The 22,956-nt window shown below is 52.1% G+C and carries 20 protein-coding genes; 4 read left to right on the top strand and 16 right to left on the bottom strand.

The genetic code is table 11. From position 1 onward, the window contains the following. Positions 1 to 6 precede the first annotated feature (6 nt). Together AC128V_RS00480 and AC128V_RS00475 are read right to left on the bottom strand one after the other, a co-directional pair. Positions 7 to 1,215, bottom strand: coding sequence for a tyrosine-type recombinase/integrase (locus tag AC128V_RS00480; RefSeq protein ID WP_482762720.1), 1,209 nt, complete (start codon positions 1,213 to 1,215; stop codon positions 7 to 9). Continuing rightward, a complete protein-coding gene (locus AC128V_RS00475) occupies positions 1,208 to 1,420 on the bottom strand; it encodes a helix-turn-helix domain-containing protein (protein WP_482762719.1) in 213 nt (70 codons plus the stop codon). The genes AC128V_RS00480 and AC128V_RS00475 overlap by 8 nt, the downstream gene beginning before the upstream one ends. 97 nt (positions 1,421 to 1,517) lie before the next feature. On the opposite strand from AC128V_RS00475, the gene AC128V_RS00470 reads away from it, so the two are divergent. Further along, on the top strand, positions 1,518 to 2,060 hold the full coding sequence (locus AC128V_RS00470) for a hypothetical protein (RefSeq protein ID WP_482762718.1): 543 nt from the start codon (positions 1,518 to 1,520) through the stop codon (positions 2,058 to 2,060). A gap of 189 nt (positions 2,061 to 2,249) precedes the next feature. Here AC128V_RS00470 and AC128V_RS00465 read toward each other — a convergent pair whose 3' ends face one another. The 6 genes from AC128V_RS00465 to AC128V_RS00440 form a co-directional block, all read right to left on the bottom strand. Next, on the bottom strand, positions 2,250 to 4,628 hold the full coding sequence (locus tag AC128V_RS00465) for a bifunctional DNA primase/polymerase (RefSeq protein ID WP_482762717.1): 2,379 nt from the start codon (positions 4,626 to 4,628) through the stop codon (positions 2,250 to 2,252). A 427-nt stretch (positions 4,629 to 5,055) separates the two neighbouring features. Beyond that, a complete protein-coding gene (locus tag AC128V_RS00460) occupies positions 5,056 to 5,412 on the bottom strand; it encodes a hypothetical protein (protein WP_482762716.1) in 357 nt (118 codons plus the stop codon). Between the two features lies 1 nt (position 5,413). Continuing rightward, a complete protein-coding gene (locus AC128V_RS00455; protein WP_482762715.1) occupies positions 5,414 to 5,776 on the bottom strand; it encodes a helix-turn-helix domain-containing protein in 363 nt (120 codons plus the stop codon). 225 nt (positions 5,777 to 6,001) lie between these two features. Beyond that, complete coding sequence (locus AC128V_RS00450; protein ID WP_482762714.1) at positions 6,002 to 6,487, bottom strand: VOC family protein; 486 nt, start codon at positions 6,485 to 6,487, stop codon at positions 6,002 to 6,004. Between the two features lie 39 nt (positions 6,488 to 6,526). After that, positions 6,527 to 8,065, bottom strand: a complete 1,539-nt coding sequence (locus AC128V_RS00445) for an aldehyde dehydrogenase family protein (RefSeq protein WP_482762713.1) — start codon at positions 8,063 to 8,065, stop codon at positions 6,527 to 6,529. Positions 8,066 to 8,146: 81 nt separating this feature from the next. Then, positions 8,147 to 8,866, bottom strand: coding sequence for a Rieske 2Fe-2S domain-containing protein (locus AC128V_RS00440; protein ID WP_482762712.1), 720 nt, complete (start codon positions 8,864 to 8,866; stop codon positions 8,147 to 8,149). Positions 8,867 to 9,025: 159 nt separating this feature from the next. Here AC128V_RS00440 and AC128V_RS00435 point away from each other — a divergent pair, with 159 nt between their 5' ends. Further along, positions 9,026 to 9,376 (top strand): DUF4870 domain-containing protein, encoded by a 351-nt coding sequence (locus AC128V_RS00435; protein WP_482762711.1) that lies wholly within the window; start codon positions 9,026 to 9,028, stop codon positions 9,374 to 9,376. Between the two features lie 53 nt (positions 9,377 to 9,429). Here AC128V_RS00435 and heR read toward each other — a convergent pair whose 3' ends face one another. From heR to AC128V_RS00415, 4 genes are all read right to left on the bottom strand, one after another. Continuing rightward, positions 9,430 to 10,233, bottom strand: a complete 804-nt coding sequence (gene heR / locus AC128V_RS00430) for a heliorhodopsin HeR (protein WP_482762710.1) — start codon at positions 10,231 to 10,233, stop codon at positions 9,430 to 9,432. 97 nt (positions 10,234 to 10,330) lie between these two features. Further along, complete coding sequence (locus tag AC128V_RS00425) at positions 10,331 to 10,597, bottom strand: PGPGW domain-containing protein (protein WP_482762709.1); 267 nt, start codon at positions 10,595 to 10,597, stop codon at positions 10,331 to 10,333. Positions 10,598 to 10,670: 73 nt separating this feature from the next. After that, the gene (locus tag AC128V_RS00420; RefSeq protein ID WP_482762708.1) at positions 10,671 to 11,114 is read right to left on the bottom strand and encodes a hypothetical protein; all 444 of its coding nucleotides are present in this window, start codon (positions 11,112 to 11,114) and stop codon (positions 10,671 to 10,673) included. Between the two features lie 25 nt (positions 11,115 to 11,139). Further along, the gene (locus tag AC128V_RS00415; protein WP_482762707.1) at positions 11,140 to 12,285 is read right to left on the bottom strand and encodes a cytochrome b5 domain-containing protein; all 1,146 of its coding nucleotides are present in this window, start codon (positions 12,283 to 12,285) and stop codon (positions 11,140 to 11,142) included. A gap of 114 nt (positions 12,286 to 12,399) precedes the next feature. On the opposite strand from AC128V_RS00415, the gene AC128V_RS00410 reads away from it, so the two are divergent. After that, positions 12,400 to 13,791 (top strand): GH1 family beta-glucosidase, encoded by a 1,392-nt coding sequence (locus AC128V_RS00410; RefSeq protein ID WP_482762706.1) that lies wholly within the window; start codon positions 12,400 to 12,402, stop codon positions 13,789 to 13,791. 28 nt (positions 13,792 to 13,819) lie between these two features. Here the strand turns inward: AC128V_RS00410 and AC128V_RS00405 are convergent, their stop codons facing one another. The 3 genes from AC128V_RS00405 to AC128V_RS00395 are packed head-to-tail and all read right to left on the bottom strand — an operon-like array spanning position 13,820 to position 17,382. Further along, positions 13,820 to 14,869: an ABC transporter ATP-binding protein gene (locus AC128V_RS00405; protein WP_482762705.1), complete on the bottom strand. Its 1,050-nt coding sequence runs from the start codon at positions 14,867 to 14,869 to the stop codon at positions 13,820 to 13,822. Next, positions 14,866 to 16,377, bottom strand: a complete 1,512-nt coding sequence (locus tag AC128V_RS00400; RefSeq protein WP_482762704.1) for an ABC transporter permease — start codon at positions 16,375 to 16,377, stop codon at positions 14,866 to 14,868. The genes AC128V_RS00405 and AC128V_RS00400 overlap by 4 nt, the downstream gene beginning before the upstream one ends. 6 nt (positions 16,378 to 16,383) lie before the next feature. Then, positions 16,384 to 17,382 carry an iron ABC transporter substrate-binding protein gene (locus AC128V_RS00395; protein ID WP_482762703.1) on the bottom strand — a complete coding sequence of 333 codons (999 nt, stop codon included), beginning with the start codon at positions 17,380 to 17,382 and terminating at the stop codon, positions 16,384 to 16,386. A gap of 159 nt (positions 17,383 to 17,541) precedes the next feature. Between AC128V_RS00395 and AC128V_RS00390 the strand changes: the two genes are divergently transcribed. Then, the gene (locus tag AC128V_RS00390; RefSeq protein ID WP_482762702.1) at positions 17,542 to 19,140 is read left to right on the top strand and encodes an ABC-F family ATP-binding cassette domain-containing protein; all 1,599 of its coding nucleotides are present in this window, start codon (positions 17,542 to 17,544) and stop codon (positions 19,138 to 19,140) included. Here AC128V_RS00390 and hrpA read toward each other — a convergent pair. After that, positions 19,137 to 22,955: an ATP-dependent RNA helicase HrpA gene (gene hrpA / locus AC128V_RS00385; RefSeq protein WP_482762734.1), complete on the bottom strand. Its 3,819-nt coding sequence runs from the start codon at positions 22,953 to 22,955 to the stop codon at positions 19,137 to 19,139. The two genes, AC128V_RS00390 and hrpA, sit on opposite strands and share 4 nt — an antisense overlap. Between the last annotated feature and the right edge of the window lies 1 nt (position 22,956).

The following is a 22,956-nucleotide window of genomic DNA, read 5'->3' as shown; positions in this document are numbered from 1 at the left end:
GCCGCACTAGTTCAGCCATTCGGTGAAACGCTGCAGCGCTTCACTCTGAATGGTTGGGGTGACGTGAGTGTAAATGTTCAAAGTTGTGCTGATGTCAGAGTGTCCTAGTCTCTCCTGGACAACCTTTGGGTTTACGCCGGACTGAAGCAACAGAGTTGCGTGGGTGTGACGAAGCCCCTTCAAGGTAATCGAGGGGAGATCACCAATGTTTGCCTGAGCTTTAGCGACGAGTCTTGACCATCGTGCAGTTACGTCGTTCGGGATTCTTAGCTCGTTGTTCAGGGTTGAAAAGATAAATGCCTCGTTGGCGACAAACTCCTGACCCAGAAGAGCTCGCAACTTCTTGTATTCGGACAGAACCTCCAAGGTCATGGCGTCAATCATCACTGACCGAGATTTGTAAGTCTTTGTAGACTTCACCGCACGCGATGCAGAGACGTCCGCTGCTCGACGAATAGCCAAGGTTGCTGTGGCGAAGTTTAGGTCGGACCACTTCAGAGCAACTGCTTCGCTCCTTCGCATTCCGGTCATCGAGATGAGAAGCCACATCGGGTAGAGATCATCTTCTGTCTCCGAACTGATCCAGTTCAAAAGGTCGTTTAGCTGATCCTTGGTGAGTATCTCCTCTGATGCGGTTATAGAGCGAGTGCGTCTACCCTGCTTTGGTGCTTTTACTGTGCGGTGCTTGGCTGGGTTGTTGAAGATCAGCCCTAGTTCCTTGGCTGACTCAAAGATGGCGGCCAGCACTAAGTGGATCTTGGAGACAGTTGTCTCCGACAAGGAATCGCCAAATGCTTTTGAGTCTTTTCGACCTGAAGTTCTCAGCTTTGAGTACAGGTGACGAACCTCAGCCGGTTGAATCTCTGCCATCACGCGATTGCCGAAGAAGGGTTTCAGGTGCGTTCGTACAATCTTGCGGTACCCCATGAGAGTTGAGCCAGCAACATCCAGCTCCTGCAGCCACTGCTCTGCAAATGCTGAGAAACGAGTTTTTGACTCAAGCGCTGGGGCTCCCATCGTTGTTCGTGCCATTGCAGTTGCGAGCTCCTGCTCTGCCAGCTTCTTTGAGGTGTATCCGCTCTTGGAGATTCGCTTGAGAGGGCCACTTGGTAATTCAGGATCAGCCGGCACAGTTGCCTGCCAGCGATACAACACTGTCCCACCGGGGGCTTTGTAGCTAAAGACAGTGCCTCTGCCTTCAAGGCGCTTAGTCATCTCGACCCTCCCCCGCTTGTCTGTCCAAAAGCTGGATAAGGGCATCTTTAAGAATCAGCTTCTTTCGGCCACCCAATGGCAAAACAGGTAAGCGCTTCTCGCGCACAGCTCGGCCGATGGTCTTTCGATCAACGCGTAAAATTCCTGCCACCTCCTGGATGGTCAAAACTGCTTTGGGGTAAACCCGAAGTTCATCTAGCGTCATAGTTCCTCACTCGCACTCTTTTTAAGGTTAGTACCAGTCTAGCACGACTTTTCGGGATTTATGGTCCCTATTTCAAAAAAAGTGCGATGATTGCTACATGATTGATCAAGATGCTGTTGTCACCCGCCTGGCAGATCCAGCCAAATACTTGACCGTTGGGCCAACCTCTGGTGTGATCCAGCCACTTCAAGTGCCATCAAATTTTCTCTACAGCGTGACGACGGCCGACCTGCCTTCTTTGGAGATTGGCGGTGTTTGGGATGGCGACCGGCTGCGGGTTACCCAACTCTCGATGAGTCACGAGGGCGGACTGAATGCGACGCATTTGATAAAAATCAAACTTCCGGAACTTGTAAGTGCGGTGGCAGCTCATGCGATACCTGATTCCGAATTGTGGACTTCTAAGGAGTCGTTCGAGAAATTTCCTCCCCAGGGGAAACAAGATCAGTACTCTCGGCTTGCGCAGCTGTACTGGTTCCACCATCTGTCGTGGGGAGCTCCGCGGCAGGTAATCATGGAGTTCACCGGTTGGTCACGAAACAATACAAACTTCCACCTGAAACAGATCTCGCAAGTGATTGGGTTGCCCGCGTCTAGAGAGACTGCGTCAACTCGACAATTGCGAAACCAAAAGCAGTAGTCTGCGAGCGCCGGTTATGTACATTTGACAGGGCGTTGTTATAGATCAACAACTTTTGAGGTGAAGGTACTAAAAGTTACCCAAGTCAGTGCCCCGGAAACTGAGACGGGTGAGCCAGGAGTCCTGGGTTCTGCGGAAAATAAAAAACTTTCTCAACAAATACTTAGAGACCTGGCTCACCCCGCACACTTATTTGAACGCCACCCCTAGTAGGCATGACAGTTGAGATGTGAGTTCGGTGTTTTCAGCTTTCCTTGTCGATACTGACTTGTTAGCCAGCCTGACTTTTGCGAAGGTCAGATTGTTGACGTCGACAAACCTTGAGTCTTTTGCGGCCATCACAAATCTTGCAAGATCACCATACTCAACTGAACCAAGGTTGTTTTCCAGGTAGAGCTCGTGAAGCTCTGAGGTTAAGACCAAGCTCTTTGGGTCCACAGTCAGCTGGTCTGAAAGGAACTTTCCCACCGGATTATCAAGAAGCTCCGTGCCAGGGCTCTCCTTAGGATCAAGTGACAATGGACTCAGTTTCCGCCCGTTTGAATACCAAGCATGCGCCCCGTCTACCAACCACGACAGGGCCGCTTCGAGTTGACCAGATTCACCTGACAATACGCGCTCGCGAAGTCCGTACTCGATGGGCCGATCGGTTGAAGCTACTGGATTTGCCACGTAGGAGTAAGGAAAAGGAATCTGCACTAGCCTGCGCCACACACTTCTGCCTGAGCTACTAAGAATTATGTCGTCGTTGGTTGTAATTACCAGGCTGGCTACCATCACAAATGAAACGTTGTCACGCCTCATTTTTCGAGCGGTGATCTTCTGAGTTCCGACAAGCATCTTAAGTCGGTTTGTGTTGAGCGGCCGATTTGATGGAAACTCTTCGAGCAGGGTTAGACGCATGCCCATAAGATCTGCCAACTCGGTTGTGTGCTCATCGCCAGTCCCGGCCAACACTTTCTCCGACAGGATTACTCCAAAAGGTCCGAAAACATTCATGACTGCTCCAAAGACCAATGACTTTCCGTTACTACCGATACCCTGGGCAACGACGGACAGGTCGCTTCCGTTTGGGTATCCCGTGAGAGCCTGACCAAGGAAGGACTGAAGAAACTCCCTGACATTAGGAGTCACGCAACTGAGGGCTGTGTTCCAATCTTGGTGAACTGCACCAGGTTTGTAACTAACTGGACTTTTTCGCGTGAACAGGTAGTCCGGCGAGTGGGGTAGCAGCGCTTTGGACCGAAGATCAATAACTCCGTTTTGCGCGGGAAACAGATCTTTCTGGTTGTCGAAGAGACTTGGGTCGCGCTCTAGTGGGCCACGGGCTAGTCTCTCTGCTGACTTGATCCTAGAGTGAGCCTGCAGCCGTCGGACTTGATCTTGGAGACCTCCGAGTTTTGCCCCATCTAACTCTCTAGCGAGCTTCAAGAACCTCAGTCGAATAACCTCAATGATTGCTTCCTCGCTGACTGAAGCCCAAACGCCATCTGAGTAGGCAAGCCAGCCGTGAAAGCGTGTCCAACAGTAATCCTGCCCTAGTTCCAGTTTGAGCCAGTCCGCAATACGCGCATCGGTTGTGTCGGTCAAGCTCGGAGCTAACGAGCTCAGTAATTCGAGGCCTAACGGATTGTTTTTTACGAACTCAATCCCACGGCGAACGTGCATCAAGAGGCCATTACTGCCCTCAAGCTCCATAGGGGGTCGGATGTTCTCGTGATTGAGGCGGATCATCATCGTTTCTATGGCGGTTGCATTCAGGGAATCCGTACCCATTCTGTTGGCCAGCGCACAACTTAGTCTGTACACCAGTGTTGCTCGACTGCCCTCGTCGATGCCCTCTTCGAACAGTTTTTCAATGTCCACACGCTCACCCATGATTTCAAGGTGGGAAAAGACCTCTAAGTCAGCCGAGCGATACTTTGTACCCGCAGAGCTACTCCCTGTCTTGAGGCCTTTGGCACGCAAAGTTCCTAGCAGCTCTTCTGGTGCTTCTGCAATTTCCATCTCCCAGGGGGCGTGCCCTGGCTTCCACTCGTAGCAAACTCCCGAGAAGTGGCGAGACGGAGTAACAAGAATGTACCCGTTGTGCTTGATGTCGATGCCAGGCAGGCCTTCTTTATTGAAGTTTCCGATGAACTTCTCATTGGGGTGGCACTTATAGATTAGGTGTCGACCTCTGACGGTTCTACCTTTTACGACGTATTCTCCGGTGATTGCCTCAACGGTGGGAGGTAGGTTTCCTGCGGCTCGCTCTTCCAACTTCAAGAACGAGTCATCTCCACCGTTTCGAGGGTCTATATCAATAACGAAGAACCCTGAGCCTTTGCAGAAAACACCGACGTTATAGTCAGGGTTATCCTCCCACCACTTATTGATCTTGTCGGTATCAGTAGTAGCTTCTGTGTTCCAAGAGGTAACGGCCGGGTGCTTGCCGACCTCTTTCGGATCGCTGTGGTTTTTGCCGCAGGTACACTGCCCCCGATCATTTATGCCGTGGACAGGGAGGACCTCCCAGTCGAAGTTGCTGGCGAGGTTAACTGCCCCCGCAAAAATAGTTGAATTCATAGTTTAAGTCCTTGAAAAAAATTGTTCTGGAGGGGGCGCGTCCCGAATTTGCGCAACTAGAACGGTCTTAACGGTGGTAGTTCCGATACTGTCTACCTGGCACCCATCTAAGGGTCCGACCAGTGAGCGACCGAGCGATGTCAACCTAGTCCGAATTGGAAAACCAAAACGCTGGTGACACGCCCAAGTCTAGAACGTTTATCAAACTGTTTGCCGGGTGATATCAAAAGGATTGTTTGTGCAAATAGTTGTGCGGACACTAACGGCCCAAGAAGGTCATTGATGTGCAAGTGTTGTGCAAGTGAGTCTCATTGGAGGACCGAAAATGCCCCGAATTCCCCTAAATTCCTTCTAAGTACAAGCGGTAGGGGCTGTTCGAATCCCCCATTCTCCGCTGAAAACGCCCCGGATTTCTCTGGGGCGTTTTCTATTTGGAAAGCGCTTGATTGATCAACGTGACTAGGGACTTGGCATCGTCACAGCCGACGACGAGCCGGTCCCATTTGTGATTGATGAGCTGAATCACGACTATTTCTTGATTTCGACCCCAGAGTGAAAGAGTTTTTTCTCCAGGCTTCCTAAATGTTCCCCTTGCGATGACTCCTGGCAGGCCGGTTCCTGGACTCCTGAATCCGAGGCCTCCCGCGCTGATGAAGTTCGGGTCTTCGGTTGCGCCCATTACAGAAGATAGGGGCACGGCAAAACTAACTTGCAGTGCTTGCACCGCCTCAAAGGCTCCAATCGAGACGTGGAGGCTGTCGTTTTTGATTGTGACAATGGCCATTTTATATCTCCTTCATTTTTGCCAAAAGGTTTGTGCCGAGCAGAGTTGAGAAGGCAGCACCCTCTTTGCCAACAATGGTCAAACAAAGTCGCCTTATCTGCGCATCGTCATAGGCGAGGTCCTTCAACGCGACTGTAAGAAGGTCCAGATTTTCCGTACTCTTTTCAAAGTTGGCCGACACCTCGGCAAGCAGTAGTTCGAAAAGGTTTCGCTTGGAGCCGAACGCCTTGTACAGACTGCCGCGGAGCAATCCAGTTGCCTTGACTAGATCGTCAATCGATGTCCCGTTGTAGCCCTGATTCGCGAACAGGGTGCGTGCTTGAGAGAAAACGACAGTCTCATCAAATGCTCTTGGTCTTGCCATGGAACAAGAATAGCAATAAGTGAACGATTGGTCAATAACTAACATTCACAAAACAGATGGCGTAGAAAGGTGGCGTAGAAGATGATTTAGAAATCAAAAAAGCCTTTATTTAAAGTGAAAGGAGCCCAACAGTGCGTTCCACCTATTCTCCGCGCAGTGTGAAAACGCTTGTTCACTAATGAGACAGTGAAAAACCCTCTGAGAAATCAGAGGGTTTTGTCTTATCTAAGAGCTGTGTGTTCCTCGATAGGCGCTCTCCATGGCGGCAAGGTCGATCTTCCTCATCGCCAACATCACCATTGTGGCTCGCTGACTGCCAGCGGCATCCGAACCGGCTAGGAAGTCATTCATCTTTGGCGAGGTGACCTGCCAAGAAACACCAAATTTGTCCCAGAGCCAACCGCACTGACTCTCCTTACCGCCATCGGCGGTGAGTAGTTTCCAATACTTGTCGATCTCTGCTTGGTCCTGGCAGGGAATCTGAAATGAGATTGCTTGGGTGTGAGGAAACTGCGGGCCACCGTTTAGGCCGATGAATGGTTTGCCGAATATCTTGAAGTTCACCACGACTTCTTCACCTTGCCGATTGCCCGGAGTCTCAACCGGCGCTAGCCAGTTATTAGAGATGCTGCTATCCGGGAAAATGCTGGTGTAGAAGGTTGCGGCCTCTCGGGCATTGCCGTTAAACCAAAGGCAGGTAGTAAGTTCCATTCCTCGAATATAGAGGAATGGAACTTGAGCTGGCAGTTATTAGACGACTGCTGGATACCTAGAACCGTCGGCGAAGTTTCCATAAAGCGGTCCATCGCCCTCGGTGACTGACTGCACCAGCAAATCGCCACCAACAAAGCAGCCTCTCCAGCTGGCTCCACGCCCTCCGAAGACCTCTGCCTTATCTCCGCGCGACCTTGGCTTGTTCACGCCGAACTTGAATGCCTGAGATTCTTCTTTGACTCGCTCCGCAAAGGCAAGGTCATCGGTAGCTACTGAGCTCACTAGATTTCCGTTAGACACATTCATCGCCGAAATAAGCTCGGCCTCGGTGTCGACCAAAACAATTGAGTCCAGCGGACCAAAAGGCTCAGAGTGGTGGATTGACCAGGCCTTTGGTGGGTCTAGCACCGTCATCGGTGCAACATACGCGGAACGATCTTGGCCGGTTAAGAATCTGCCGCGATCCAAAGAGCCGCGGATTAGTGGAATGCCGCCTCGCTCAACCGCCTCGCGGTAAGCCTGCTGCAACTCTCCAGCCTTTTTGCCAGAAATAACTGGTCCAAAATGGAGATCTGGGTAGTCATCGTTCGGGTCTTCAACTGCCAACGGGTGACCGAACTTCAAAGACCCAAGCATCGCGGTGTACATCTCTAGGAATTCTGGAAATAGTTCACGTTGAACCACATAGCGCGGATAAGCGGTGCAGCGCTGCTTGGCGTATTCAAAACCCTTCGCCAGGTGCGCAGATAGCTCGCTCCAGTTTGAGTAGTTCCATACTCCCCAGGAGTTCAAGCCCTCCTGCTCCAGAATGTGTCTGGTTGCAAGTGATGTCAGTGAGCTCGCTGCAGCACGACCATTGTTTCGACCGCCCACAAAAGCAAGAGCTCCCAAGGAATCTGAGCTAACCAAAGCTGGCGCCAATTCTGCACCGGAACCAGAAATCAGTGTCACCGGCAGTCCCGCTCTCGCCATAAGTGCGTGAGAGAGGGTGAGAGCGTGAAAACCGCCCTGGGTTGGAGTCTTCGCGATAACTGCGTTACCTGCCAATAGCTGAACCAGTTCTGCGTGAACCAAAACGCTCAGCGGGTAGTTCCAGCTTGCGATGTTGGAGATAGGTCCAGGTAGTGGAGTCCTACCGTGCATCTGGCGATCAATTTCACCGAGGTACCACTCGACGCCCTCGATGGCGCGATCCACATCTGCACAAGCTAACTTCCAAGGCTTACCGATTTCCCAAATGATTAGCCTGGCGATGGCGTCCCTGTGCTCGCGCAGCAGTTCGATAGCCTTGGCAACCCTGGCCTTGCGCTCCTCGAGCGGGGTCTTAGACCATTCGACATCTTGCTTCCCAGCTTGATCGACCGCGTGCTGAACCTGCTCGAGATTGAGCATGGTTGGGCCGATGATCTGCTGACCGTCAACCGCAGTGAAGTGGGATTGGGCCTGGCCGATTGAGACCCACTGGCCGTCAATCAGGTTGTTTAGCGATGACTGCCCAAATGCCTCAGGGGCGATGGCCTTGGCCTCTTTATAGACCTGTGCAAACTCTGAGTTGCTCTTTAGTTTGAATTCCATTGAGTAGAGAACAGGTTGGACAGCAATACCGTTCCCAACAAATGTCACAGATTGCAAACAATTCCAAGGAAGCGCTTTGCGCTAGACCAAAAACAAGAATCCGTCGCGGTTGACAATCTCGAACTGAGCCAACCCCGTTCGGGCAGGACCTTGAAGAACCGAGCCGTCCCTGGTCGAAAACGCGGAGCCGTGGCAGGTGCAAATCATCTGGGTCTCGGTAACGTCGGTGACCTCACAACCTGCATGAGTACAGGATGCCGAAAATGCCAGGAAAAGTCCTTCTCTAGTCTGCACAATCAGCAGGCCACCGACGCTTGAGGAAACTCGAACACCAGATGCCACCGGAACCTTGTCTGCCGAGATCAAGGCCTTGGTGCTTTCGGTCGGAGCTGGAGTCGCTGTAGCGATTGGGGTAGTTGGGAGAGTTGCAATTAGAAAACCTTTGGACACCCGAATCTGGATACTCTCCAAGTTCTTCACTGCCTTGCCAACGGCTTTGCCGTTTAGGAGCCCGAAAGAGATCTTGTCTTTAGGACAAGTAACCCGAGCGCCCTTCACGTTGCTAACAGCGAATGTGGCTGCGTCTATTGGGCAGACGGCGCGGTAGGCCAAGAACTTAGAGGTGCTCTGGCGATAAACCAAGATTCGATTCGAGCCAGAAGAAAAAACTTTGCTAGACCCCACCTTGATAGCGGTGCTTGATCCAAGGTTGAGCTCGCTCGCGTGAGCGGGAAACCCGATCAGCGTTGCAGCGGAAATTGCCAAAGCTCCTGCCACAACAGTTCTGCGATCGATTTCCATTCCTAAGAAAACAAAGTCGATTTGGAATCATTCCAAGGGTTATTGAATGTTCAGAATTTGTTATTTTTCGCGGGTTCACAAGAGTAATGTGGTGTGGTCATCACAGGACAGGTCTAATGCCAAAACAGAATTTGTTCAACTCAACAAACTAGGAGAGAAATGACTGACAGCAACCCATACGCAGGCAAAGACCTGACTCCCGAAACCGAGAAGGTTCTTGCGATCTTGGTTCACGTCCTAGCTATCCCGTTCGAGTTCTTTGCTCCGGTGATTGGTTACTTTGCACTAAATGGCAAGGGTCAATTCATCTCTCACCATGTTCGTGAGTCTTTGAACTTTGGTATCACGATGCTTTTGGTGATGGTTGTTTTGGCAATCTCGATTGTTGGTTGGCTACTTCTTTGGGTGCCACCGATCTACTGGACCATCATGCACATCATCGCCGCATTAAAGGCAGCTCAGGGTGAGTTCTACAAATACCCACTCACGCTTCGTTTGGTCACCAAGTAAGACTTCATTAAATAGAAAACCCGCCAAGGATCACTTGGCGGGTTCTCTATTTATTAGCCAACTATGGCTGGAATTATCGCTCCGGAGAATACCTGCCAGGCGAGCAAGGTCTTGGCGACCAAGCTCAAGGTGATGTAGGTAGCCTCGCCGAATAGGTAGTTCTTCCAAGGGCCAATCTTCTTGTATTGGAAGGCCTGATTAAAGGCGAAGGTGTTGAAGAAGATAAACAGCGCAACGATGATTCCATATACGAATCCTGGAACCTCTGAAGCGTTGGTCGAACCCGGCTGCAGGGTGTAAAGCACGATGATTAGCCAAGGAACGATGCCGGTGATGGATCCCATGATGAATGGCAATCCCTTGCCATTTCCAGGGGTTTCATACTTCTCCTGAAGTGCTCCAAAGAAGATCATCGATGCATTCACCGCAAAGATTCCAACCAGTGCTGCAAAGTCAGAAACACCGGTTAGCTGAGCAATCAACCAAATCATGATTGAGGATGAGAGTGAGTACTCAACCCAGCGGAAGTAGTTGTGGTTCTTCTCCAGCCCAGCCTTGTAGCGGGGGAAGAACGTAGGTGAGGAAATCAAGAAGTGAAATAGTGCCGAAAGCGCTAAGAACGCAACCACACCAGCGCCGAGGTTGATCTCAAACAAGACAACACGGTCGGTTGGTAGGTCAAATCCCGGAGGACCCGTTGGGTAGTCCATGGTTGCAGGGAACAGCACTTGGCTATCCAGCAGGGTCAAAACATAACCAAGACCTAACGCTTGGATGAGGTGGAGAAATCCCGCAATTACGTTGTAGCGACGAAGCCCAGAGATGTGCTGGGAAGTTGTTTTTTGTTTCTTGGCCATGGCGGCCTCCTTAGTGAAGTTAGCTCAACACTATGCCCTGGGCCGACAATCAACCCTTTAGCAAGCAGGCCGAAAAAGGGGCCGCTGTCGGCGCGAATTACTTAGAGCCGCGATTACGGGTGAAAAAGCTTTTGAGCTTGGCGACGATTCGCTCTAGCCCCTGAAGGCCTTGCTTGTTCAGTTCTCTTGCCCACTCGATTTCCAGTGCCAAAATCGAAAGTCCAAAGAAGATAAAAAGTAGCCCTGGGCCTGGGGTAACCATCATGATCAGCCCAAGAATCAAAAGCACAAAACCAACAACCATGGTTAGCGCCCACCTGACTGGATGAGGCAACTTGGCAAGGAATGCTTTGATCTTTTCCACGGTCTTTACCTTCTGACTATTGCTCTAAATCTAATGCGGCTGGATGTTGATTGGCTGTGATTGCGAAGGCTTGTTAGCCAAGCTTGAGAGCCAGTACAACCTGACCGCCACCTGCGGTGATCTGAGTGCTGAGGCTTAGCTCGGGAGCAAGTCTGCTGATTCGATCAAGCAGCCACTCAGAAGCTTGCTCAGCGTCTTGTTGGTCAGGACAGCGAGCAATGATTTCGCGACCTCCCTTTTTGCGAAGTCTTTCAACGGTCTCAAAAATTGGAGACGGGTCAACTACCAAGAGCTCTTTTGGCCATGGCACGACCGGAGAGATTTTGCCCTTCATGGTGTTGCACTGACGGTGAGCTAAGCGCTCAACGAAGTCCGCGCCTTTTTTGACTCGAATGGCACCGTAGCTATCGACACTGGGTCCTTGGTCGTTGTTGACTGAAAGTTCAGGGTCAACCGGCTTATCGCAAAGCCAGCAAATCCAGTTGTCCTGGTCGCCAACCGCATTTAGATCACTCATGACTAAAGACTAAGCCACAGCTGGTTTAGTCGTCGTCGTCCTCTTCGCCTTCTTCGCCCTCACCAGCAGGCACGGATGCCTGTGGGAGAGTTCCGGAAGCAGCGGTGGTTGAGAGAGCACCGAGCTTGAAGCTGGCCAGAACGCTCGCTGGCGTCTTAGCTCCACCGTGTTGACCAGAGAAAGCTGCAGTGCCGTCCTTGCCACAGATCGCCTTGATGACGCCTGCTCCACCAGGGTGAGAAGAAACGTAAGGGGTTAGGTCATAAACGTTTTTGTTGACAACGGACCAGCAATCCTTTCCAGTGTTGTGCTTTGCAACCTCGGCAACGGTGTAGGTGCCGGCAGCACTAGGGCTGGTAGGAGTAGCGGTCGGGTCAGGTGTTGGAGTTGCACTCGGGTCACTCGGAGTGACATTTCCGGCATAGACGCCGATGGCCAGGCTTGTGAGCTCACTTGCCGGGCGCTGCTCAGAACCATGCTGGGACTTGAATGCACTGGTGCCGTCAATACCGCAGAGCCAGGCAAGTGAGCCCGCTCCACCTGGGTGCTTCTGCATGTAAGGGGTCAAGTCATAAACAGTGGTGTCGATCGCGGTCCAGCAGTCTTCTCTGGTGGCGTGGTTGGCGATCTCTGCCAAAGTAATTCCGTCAGTGGCAGATTCGGAAGAGGTGCTCGGCGAAGATTCTTCTGGCGCTGCCTCGTAAGGGGCAATGCGGCTAGCCCAGGTTGCCTCGGCTCCCGAGTGACCAACAAAGTAGGTCAGGGTCGAGACCGAAATAATGCCAACAAGCGCTAAGCCTGCTGCAGCCTGCAATTGCCACTTAGGCCTGTCCTTGCGCTGCAGAAAATAGAACGTAACCCCTAAAGCTAGAAGCCCGACCGATGCCGGAAAAAGAATAGTTCCGAGCGCCTCGTGGGTCTGAGGTTCTCCAACCCTCTCACCTAAAGCCTCGCCAGATTCTTTGGCGATGTAGGTGAACACGGTCGAGAGACTAAGACCAATCAAGGTGAGTGGGAAAAAGCTTTTGCGCCACTTCGGGACAAAAATCAACATTGCCAGCGCTAAAGCTGAAAGCGGTAGTAGCACAACTGCGCCGTGAACGGCGAGCGGGTGGACTGGTAATCCACCGAAGGTGTCTAGCAAGGATGAACTAATTATTGATTGATCCATATCCAAAACCTATTCCTTATTTCTGGGTGTTGTCTGAACTCAAGCTGAATCATTCCAGTTAGGAATTGGGATTCCTTGAACCTTAGACTTGAAGACAAACAAGATAGGGAAAACATGTTTCCAAAAGACTTCCTCTGGGGTGTTGCAACCTCTAGCTACCAAATCGAAGGCGCTGCCTATGAGGATGGTAAAGGTAAGTCAATCTGGGACACCTTCTGCGAAGAGCCGGGTCGAGTAAACAACGGCGACCACGGTCTTATCGCAAACGATCACTATCACCGCTATGCCGATGACGTGGCCCTTATGAAGTCTCTTGGGGCTCAGGCCTACCGCTTCTCGATCTCTTGGCCAAGACTTTTCCCTAACGGGGACGAGGTTCGCGAGGACCGTGGCTTTGCTTTTTACCACAAGCTCATCGACGCGCTAGAGCAGGCCGGCATCGAGCCGGTACTCACTCTGTATCACTGGGATTTGCCGCAGGCGTTGCAGGACAAAGGTGGCTGGGCAAACCGCGACATCGTGAAGGCTTTTGAGTACTTTGCTCAGGAAGTTGCCAAAGAATTTGGTCACCGCGTAAAGCGCTTCTCGCCAATAAATGAACCTTGGGTGATTTCTTGGCTTGGCTACGGCATGGGTGTGCACGCCCCTGGAATTCAGGATCTTGGCCAGGCCGTTGCCGCATCACACCACACCGTGATGGCCCACAATGCAGCGCTAAAGGCAATCAAGCGGGTAGTTCCAACCGCGTTGGTTGGACCAGTTCTCAACCAGGCCATGCCTGACGTTGATGACATTTTTGACCCTGAGCAAATACGTGCCGCTCAGGCAATGGACGCCCAACAGAACCTGTTCTGGATGGATGGCATCTTCCGCGGTGAGTACCCAGCCCTTGTTTGGGAACTCTATGACGATCACCTAAAGAAAGTGGTTCAGCCGGGAGATCTTGAGGTTGTTGAAAACGACTGGCTCGGCATCAACTACTACTTCAACGCGCGCATTGGCCACCGAGTTTCAAAGGACCACTTCTCACGCGCGAGAGTAATTGACCAGCTGCTTCCTTACGCCGTTGAAGCGCAGTCGCAGGGGCCACTGACCGACATGGGCTGGCCGGTGACGCCATATGGCATTGGCGACCTCATGGTTCGCTGGACGCGCGAGTATGGCGACAAGGTCCCACAGATGTTCATCACCGAGAATGGCTGCGCCTACCAAACTGGACCGGATGCAGGTGGACTGATTGATGACCAACAGCGCATCGAGTACCTAAACGATCACCTCTACAACGTCCAAGACGCCATTAGTCGCGGTGCCAATGTTGGTGGCTATTTCCAGTGGTCGCTGATGGACAACTTCGAATGGGCAGAGGGTTACGACAAGCGCTTCGGAATCGTCTACGTTGACTTTGAGACCCAGGAGCGAATCCCAAAGGAATCAGCCAAGTTCTTCTCCCAGGTCATAAAGACATCGGGAGCGAACCTGACTGTCCGCCAGAGCAAAGTCTCCTAGGTAGCGAGCCCTATAGGTCACAGGCAAGTCAAAGAGGAAAATTCTTCCTCGCGGTATTTGGATAGAAGTTCACAGCGCCGCGGACCCAAACCGTCACACGCATTCCAACCTCTGGCGCAAATGGCCCGTTTGATCTAGCGCGAATCTTTTGACTTGGGGTCTGCACCTCAACCACTGCGTCGTGACCAAAGAAAACTCGACCAATCACTTCTGAATCGCCATTGGGATTTGGCTGCAGGTAGAAGTTCTCGCTTCGAACCGCAACCACACCTTTTTGGCCGTCTTCGACGTGGTTCAACGCGGTGAGCTTGCCCAGGCTGGTGTGAACTTTTCCATCCACCACCTCACCATCAATCAAAACAGAGTCTCCCAGGAAGGTTGCAATCCCTAGATCGGCTGGTGCGTTGTAAATCTCGGTTGGAGTTCCAACCTGGATGATCGTCCCAGATCTCATAATCGCAACTCGGTCAGCCAAAGAAAGCGCTTCTTCCTGATCATGGGTCACCAAGATTGCTGTCGCTCCTTCAGCCTTTAGGGCTGCCTTTACCTCAAGGCGCAACACCTCACGCAATTCGGCATCGAGCGCACTGAAAGGCTCATCTAGCAAAACAAGTGCCGGCTTATTGGCAAGCGCTCTTGCGAGAGCAACGCGTTGGGCCTGACCTCCGGAGAGTTGATCTGGTTTCCGATCCGCAAACTCTTCCATTCGGACTAGCTTCAAAAGCTCCAAGACCCTGGCCTGCTTTTCAGCCTTGCCCAGACCCTTGAGCCCAAACTCGATGTTGCCTGCAACCGTTAGGTGAGGAAAGAGTGCCGCATCCTGCGGCACAATGCCGATGCCTCGGCGTTCTGGGGCGGTCAGGGTATCGACGCTTGAGACCTTCTCACCGCTGAGCCAAATCTCTCCAGCACTCGGTGCTTCAAAGCCTGCAATCAGGCGAAGCAAGGTTGACTTTCCAGCACCGCTAGAACCCAGAACCGCAATCAATTCTTTTTGCTCAACTGCAAGATTTACATCATGGAGAATCTGTTGCCCGCCAAATTGAACCGAAAGGTTTTTGATTTGAAGCTGAGTCATTTGACATTCACCTCCGAAATTAATTTGCGGGCCTGGCTATTTAGCACCAGAGCTGGCACCCCCGCAATGATAATCAACAGCAGCGCATAGGGCGCAGCCTGAGAGTATGACAACGTTTCGGTAGCGGCCCAAAGCTCGGTTGCTAGGGTGTCAACTCCGTTTGGCCTCAGCAGCAGGGTTGCCGGTAGTTCCTTTAAAACCGCAAGCGAAGCCAGTGCAATTCCAGCCCAAATTCCAGCTTGAGACATCGGTAATACCAGGCGGAAGATTGCCCCGAGCTTGCCAAGACCGAGTGAGCGTGCGACCTGCTCCTGGGCTTTTGAAACCTGAGCGATTGGAGTGGTGATGACAGAGAGCGCATTTGGCAAAAACAAAATCAGGTAGGCAAAGATCAATAGCCAAACAGTTTGATAAATACCAGGTGTCAGGTTCGCTCCAAAAAAGACCAGCGATAGCGCAATCACCAATGCAGGTAGCGCATGGGAAGACCACACCGTGAGCTCAACACCTGATGCGAACCGGCTAGGGAATCTCACGTTCCAAATCGCTATCGCGGTGGCAAAGATTCCAATCACTAGCCCCGCACTTACGGCCATACCCAAAGACGCCGACAGGGCGCTAAGAATCTCTGACACATCCCATGCATCACCGGAAAGTGTCCAGGAAATCAATGCCGCAATCGGCACCAGGCTAGATCCGATTGCCACAATCAAAAGCACTGCCCCAGCCAAGAACTTCCAACGACCGAGTTGGATCTTGAGTTGCCTGGACTGCTTTTCGACCTGGGTGTAGCTGGTTCGATATCGCTTCTCGAAATACAGCACAATCAGAGTTAGCAGCACCAACACCACAGCCAGAGCAGCCGCCGCAGTGCGGTCAAAGGATCCGCGGTAGGCGTTATAGATAGCCCTAGTGAAAGTATCAAAACGAAGAATCGACACCGCACCAAATTCACTTAGTGTGTAAAGCGCAACCAACAATCCTGACGCCATCGCAGCCGTTCGAACCTGAGGCCAAGTCACCCTGCGCAAAACCTGAAAGCTAGTAAGCCCAAGCGATCGTGCCACTTCTTCCTGGTTCACGTTTGAGCGAATCAGCGCAGCGGAAACAGCTAGAAAGACATATGGCGCACTCGCTAGCGACAAGGTGATCCAAGAGGCAAAGAATCCGTTGAAGGACGGAAAGACTGATGTGTATGCCAAAGCCAATACATAGCTTGGGATCGCCAGTGGCAAGGTTCCGAGCACTGCAAAAAATGCTGCTCCAAACAAGTTGGTTCGGGTGGTTAGCCAAGCTTGCAAAAAGCCCAGAAGCATCGCTGTGATTGTCACCGAAACAGTGAGCAGCAAGGTGTTTGCCAAAAGCTCCAGAGTTCTTACTCGCAGCAGTTCTACGAGAGCCTTTTCGAACCCTGCGACCAGTCGAACCAGTAGGTAACCAAGTGGCAACAGAGCCGACAAGGCAGCGAAAATCCCCAACGCGGATATTGCGAATGGGGGCTTTTGCATTTTTGCCTAGATCAGCCCGGCTTGACGAATCAGCTCTAGAGTGCGCTCCAATGAATCGAGGTCACTGAGGTCAACCTTCGGCGATGGAATGTCCGTAAGTGGAGTCAAGTCGTCTACCGGCATCACGCCCGCAACCAATGGGTATTCTCTGGTGCTCTCGGCAAAGTAGGTCTGGCCGGTTTTTGAAAGCAGGTATTCAACGAACTTTCTTGCCGCATTGGAGTCGTTGACGATTCCAACGCCCGCCGCGTTGATTAGATTGCCAACGTCGTTGGATTCAAACTGGGCAATCTTTGACTTCATGTTCTCAACACCCTGCTCTTTGGCAAGGGCATACCAGTAGTAGTGGTTGATTAGGCCAACATCTACCTGACCTGCTTCGACGGCCTCCAAGATTGCGGCATTCTTTTCAAAGATGACAGCATTTGCCTTCATTGCCTTTAGCCACTCGAGGGTCTTCTCATCGCCTTCAACCACGCGCATTGCGGTTACAAAGGCCTGGAATGAGGCATTGCTAGGGGCAATTGCCACCCTGCCCTTCCATAGTGGATCAGAAAGATCGAAAACAGACTTCGGTAGCTCATTCACTGTTTTTGGGTTGTAGTTCATGACTCGAACACGACCTGAGACCCCGACCCACATGCCATCAGCTGCCGAGTAGGCAGCTGGAACGAGGTCATAAATGTCTATAGGCAACTTGGTCAAAAGTCCTGCCTTAGAGACAGCTCCAAGCGCACCGGCATCCTGGGCAAAAAAGACATCTGCTGGGGAGTTAGCTCCCTCTTCTAACAACTGTGCCGCAAGTTCAGCACTTCTGGCGTAGCGAACCTCAACCTGGATTCCGGATTCTTCTTCAAACATCTCAATGAGCGGCTGCACGAGCTCTTCGTCTCGACCGGCATAGACCACGATCGAATCCTGCTCGCTGGTTACCGGTTCAGCTGCGCAACCGGTTAGTGCAATGAGGGCGGTTAGAGAGACTGCAAAGAGCTTGTTGATGCGCAAAATGTTCCTATCAAAAATGAGTTCTAAAACGAACTTCTCTGAATAGGTTAGGTTTACCTAACTAGTTTGTCAAGATTAGCCATTCCCGCTAGCAGAGCTAGTGGATTAGACTTTGGGTTGCTCGGTCTGTTGATTCATGCCGCTTAGGAAAGATTTAGATTGATAGCGGTTCAAGACCTCGAAATTCAAATTGGTGCCAGGACTTTGATGTCCGGCGTGAATTTCCGCATCCAAAAGGGTGACAAGGTCGGCCTTGTAGGTCGCAACGGTGCCGGTAAAACCACCCTCACCAAAATTCTCTCTGGAGATGGTCAGCCAACCCTCGGAACTGTGTCCGTGCACGGTCAAATTGGCTACCTGCCGCAGGATCCTCGTTCGGGTGATCCAAAAGAATTGGTGCGAACCAGAATCCTAAATGCCCGCGGGCTTGGTGACATTTCTGCTCGCATGCTCAAGGCCACACTAGACATGGCGAGCACGGACCCAAAGATTCACGATGCTGCCATGAAGAAATATGCCCGCGCCGAGGAGGAATTCAACTCTGCTGGCGGCTATGCCGCCGAGGCCGAAGCCTCCTCGATCGCATCAAACCTTGGCATCAGTGAACAGACCCTAAGCCAAGAACTTGGAACCCTCTCAGGTGGTCAGCGCAGAAGAATTGAACTTGCCCGCATTCTGTTCTCGAACGCAGAAACCATGCTGCTTGATGAGCCGACTAACCACTTAGATGCCGACCGTGTGGTTTGGCTTAGAAACTTCCTCAAGAACTACGCCGGTGGCTTGATTGTGATCAGCCACGATGTTGACCTGGTGGAAGAGACCGTGAACCGAGTCTTCTACCTAGATGCCAATCGTCAGGTAATTGACATCTACAACATGGGTTGGAAGAACTACCTAAAGCAGCGCGAGGCAGACGAAGAACGTCGCAAGCGTGAGCGCTCGGGAGCCGAAAAGAAGGCCGCCGTTTTGACTCTTCAGGCTGCCAAATTTGGTGCCAAGGCAACCAAGGCAGCTGCTGCGCACCAGATGCAACGTCGAGCCGAGAAGCTCCTAAGCGGTCTGGATGCGGTTCGCGAGCAAGACCGGGTTGCCAAGATCAAGTTCCCAGAACCAGCGCCTTGTGGAAAGACGCCTCTAATGGCATCAAACCTCTCCAAAAGCTATGGCTCGCTCGAGATCTTCACCGCGGTTGACCTAGCTATTGACCGTGGCAGCAAGGTAGTTGTAATCGGACTAAACGGTGCCGGAAAGACCACCCTGCTGCGCATGCTCGCGGGAGTGGATAAGCCAGACACTGGAGAAATTGAACCGGGCCATGGCCTCAAGATTGGCTACTTCGCTCAGGAGCACGAAACCCTTGATGTCACTAAAACCGTGCTGCAGAACATGCAGTCCTCAGCACCGCAGCTAAATGATGCCGACTGCCGCAAGGTCTTGGGTTCGTTCCTGTTCTCCGGCGACGATGTTTCCAAACCAGCCGGTGTGCTTTCCGGTGGCGAGAAGACCAGGCTGGCATTGGCAGCCTTGGTTGTTTCAAGTGCAAACGTTTTGCTACTGGATGAGCCAACCAACAACTTGGACCCAGCCAGCCGCGAAGAGATTTTGCGCGCACTGGCGTCTTTCACGGGAGCCGTTGTTTTGGTTAGCCACGACGTGGGTGCAGTTGAAGCGCTAAACCCAGAGCGAGTTTTGATTCTGCCCGATGGCGTTGAAGACCACTGGAACCAGGGTTACGCGGATCTAATCTCGCTGAGCTAGCTCTCGAGAGCCTTCTTGATGCGCTGCACTGATACTGGATCTTTAGTTCCCAGAGTTTGAGCAAACAAACTAACTCTGAGCTCTTCCAGCAACCATCTTGCTCGCACCAAATTCCCTGCGGCCGAAAGAGGTAGTGGCAACTCTCCCCCGGCATTGGCAAACACCTGCATTGCTTGCGAAAGCTCAACTTGCGCAGAGCGATCTTTGAGCGGGTTCTCCTGCATCTTGGTAACCCGAATGGTTATGGCCCTAAGGTAAACCGGCAACCGCTTGAGTCGCTCTGACGGCGTAGCTGAAATGAAGTTCTTTGCTAGCAGCTGTGCGATGTGTGCCTTCTCGTCGCTGAGTTCGTTTAGAAAGTCCATCGCACTTGCTGACGAAATAGCTTTTGTCGCTTCTCGAGCAGCATCGGAAATCTCGCTGGAGAGCGCAACAACCTCAAAGCAAAACTCCAAGACCCTTGCCTGGACGCTGTCGCGGATTACCTCAAACTCTTTGCGAGAAAAGATCAGTCCGTCAGCTCTGACTTTCTGGATCTCCTCGATGGCAAGGGCTGCGATCACATCGTCGACAAATGCACCAATGCCTTGGTAAGGCAGGGAAGCCAGGGCAAGTTTCTCCTGCTGCTTGAGATGAGCCTCAATGTATTTGGCAGGGGTTGGTATTGCCATTCTGACTAGTTCAGCAACTGCCCTGGGGTGCCTAGCAAGTCGATCAGCCTCGGTTGCCAGCACCTCTACATCCACCGACTTGCCATTTAACACAAGGGCTGGGTAGGCCTTGATGCTGCTGTTGCCGCTGACCGTCTCAACCAAGTCGGTGAGCTGATCGAAGTCCCAGGACTTCAGCCCTTGTCGCTCGAGGTCTTTGTGCAGGCGAGTGGCAACCTGTGCAACGGCGCGCTGCCCTTCGGATTTGAACTTGCTTTGAAGATCAAGCAGGTCTGTCGAAGTTGCAACAGCCTTACCCTTTTGATCCACAACTCGGTAGGTCATCTTCAGGCCGTCAGATAGCTTGCTCAAATCAAAGTCCGATGCCGATACCTTCACGCCCGCCATAGATTGAATGGTCCGAGCCAAGTTTTCAGTTAGACCGCCTGCCGGGTGAAGCTCAACCACAATCTTTTTTGCCCAATCGTTAGCTGGCACCACGGACTTTCTAATGGCTTTTGGTAGCGCTCTAATCATCTCGGTGACCAGTTCCAACCGAAGACCAGGAACTAGCCAGTCAAACTCTGCGGACTCAAGGCTTGGCAAAACTTCCACCGGAATGCTGATTGTCACGCCGTCTTCTAAATCGCCTGGGGCAAACCGATACTGCAGGTCGAACTGATGCCCGTGGGTAATCCAGCTTGATGGGAATTCATTCTCATCGGGAGCTACCAGCGCAACCTCTTTGAGGTTTTCGCGGGTCATGGTCAAAAGGTTTGGCTTTTCTTCCCTTACCTTGCGCCACCAGCCCTCAAACGAGCGGGTTGAGAAAACATCCAGCGGAACGCGGTTATTGAAAAAGCGGTATTGATCTTGCTCATCCGGAATTAGTTCTGGTTTTCTGGCGCGCTCAGCCTCGGCCTCAAGCTCTTCCAAAAGTTTGCGATTTTCTCTCTCGAAACTTTGCTTGGAATCCCATTCACCATCAACTAACGCATGGCGAATAAACAGCTCTCTAGCGTGCAACGGGTCAATGCGGGAGTACTGCACCTTTTGACCCGAGATGATCACCAAGCCAAAGAGAGTTACCTTCTCAAGGGCAATTGCAGCACCCATTTTCTTTTCCCAGTGCGGTTCAGAAATCTGCCGCTTGCATAGCTCTCCTGCAATCTCTGCAGCCCAAGCTGGGTTGACCTCAGCATTCATGCGAGCAAAGAGCCTGCTGGTCTCGACCAGTTCCGCCGACATCAATGCCTCGGGTGGTTTTTTGGCGAGCGCCGACCCCGGGAAAACGACAAACCTTCGGCCATTGGAGCCTAAGTATTCTCGTGATGTCTTTTGCTTTACCGGCTTGCCATTTACAAACTTTTGCTTTTGGTCCTGCAACAGCCCCAGCTGGCTCAATAGACCGGCCAGCACCGACTTGTGGATTGCCTCGGGGTTCACTCGTGCTGGTCCATAATCCAAGCCCAGCGGCTTAGAGACCAGCTTGAGCTGCTTGACAAGGTCCTGCCACTCACGAATGCGCAGGAAGTTGAGGTGTTCTGCTTTGCAAAGTTTTCTAAAGGCGCTCGAGGAGAGCTTGCCCTGTTGCTGCTCCAGGTGATTCCAGAGATTGACAAGGGTTAGGAAGTCTGAGGTTGGGTCAGTGAAACGAGCGTGCAGCAAATCTGCCTTCTCACGCTTTTCGATTGGCCGCTCTCTTGGGTCCTGAATGGTAAGTCCCGCAACAATCACCATCACCTCGCGAGTGACGTTGTTCTTGGCTGACTCCAAGAGCATTCGGGCGAATCTCGGTTCAATCGGTAGTCGAGCCAACTGCTTGCCCAACCCGGTGAGAACGAGTTGACCTTGCTCATCTTGGGCTAACGCTCCAAGCTCAATCAACAGATTGTTGCCGTCTTTGACACCCTTATTGTCTGGAGCCTGCAGGAACGGGAACTTACCAAGTTCGCCAAGGCCAAGGTTGGCAGCCTGCAGGATCACAGATGCCAAGTTGGTGCGCAGGATTTCTGGGTCGGTGAACTCCGGTCTGGAATTGAAGTCCTCCTGGGAGTAAAGCCTGATTACGGTTCCAGGGGATGTTCTACCCGCTCTACCAGCTCTCTGGTTTGCGCTGGCTTGGCTAATCGCCTCAATCGGTAAGCGCTGGACCTTGAGCCTTGTGCTGTAGCGCGAGATGCGGGCGGTTCCGGCATCGATCACATACTTGATGTTTGGAATCGTCAACGAGGTCTCTGCCACGTTTGTTGCAAGGATCACTCGCTGCTGAATACCTGCTGACTTTGAAGGCTCAAAGACTCGATGCTGCTCGGCGGAGCTGAGTCGTCCATAAAGCGGCAGCACCTCTATGCGCTTTGTTAGCTGACCTGCGGTCGCAGCTCCAACAATCGCGTCCTGGGCATCGCGGATTTCTGACTCTCCAGATAAAAAGACCAAGACATCGCCGGCCTCTTCGCGCTCAAGCTCCTTGATCGCTGAGACAACGCCATCGATGTAATCGTCAGCTGTGGTCTCGGCATCTGGGTCAGACTCCCCCTGCTTTTCAGAAACCACCGGGCGGTAGCGAACCTCTATCGGGAAGGTGCGGCCGCTGGCCTCGATGATTGGGGCATCATCAAAGTGCCGGCTAAAGGATTGTGGGTCAATGGTTGCCGAGGTAATGATCACCTTGAGGTCTTTGCGCTTTGGGAGCAGCTGCTTGAGGTAACCAAGCAGGAAGTCAATGTTTAGGCTGCGCTCGTGAGCTTCGTCGATGATTATCGTGTCGTACTGCGTGAGGTTTCGATCGTTCTGCATCGCGTTGAGCAGGATGCCGTCGGTCATCACCTTGACCAGGGTCTTTTTAGACGATGTGTCCGTGAAGCGGACCTGATATCCAACCTCTTGTCCAAGTTCTACCTTGAGCTCCTCGGCGATGCGCTCTGCTACGGATCTTGCTGCAATTCGACGGGGTTGGGTGTGGGCAATTGATTTGCGGCCCAGTTCCAAGCACATCTTTGGAATCTGAGTGGTCTTACCCGAACCCGTGGCACCAGCAATAACTACAACCTGGTTTTTTTGAATCGCCTCAATAATCTCCTCGCGAAGAAGTGAAACTGGCAGGTCAGCTGGGTAATTGATATTCACACTGGTCGATTTGTTCTTGGGGATTTCCAGCCTAATT

The sequence above is a fragment of the Aquiluna sp. genome (assembly GCF_965064355.1).
This window is presented reverse-complemented; position numbering and strand designations above follow the sequence as displayed.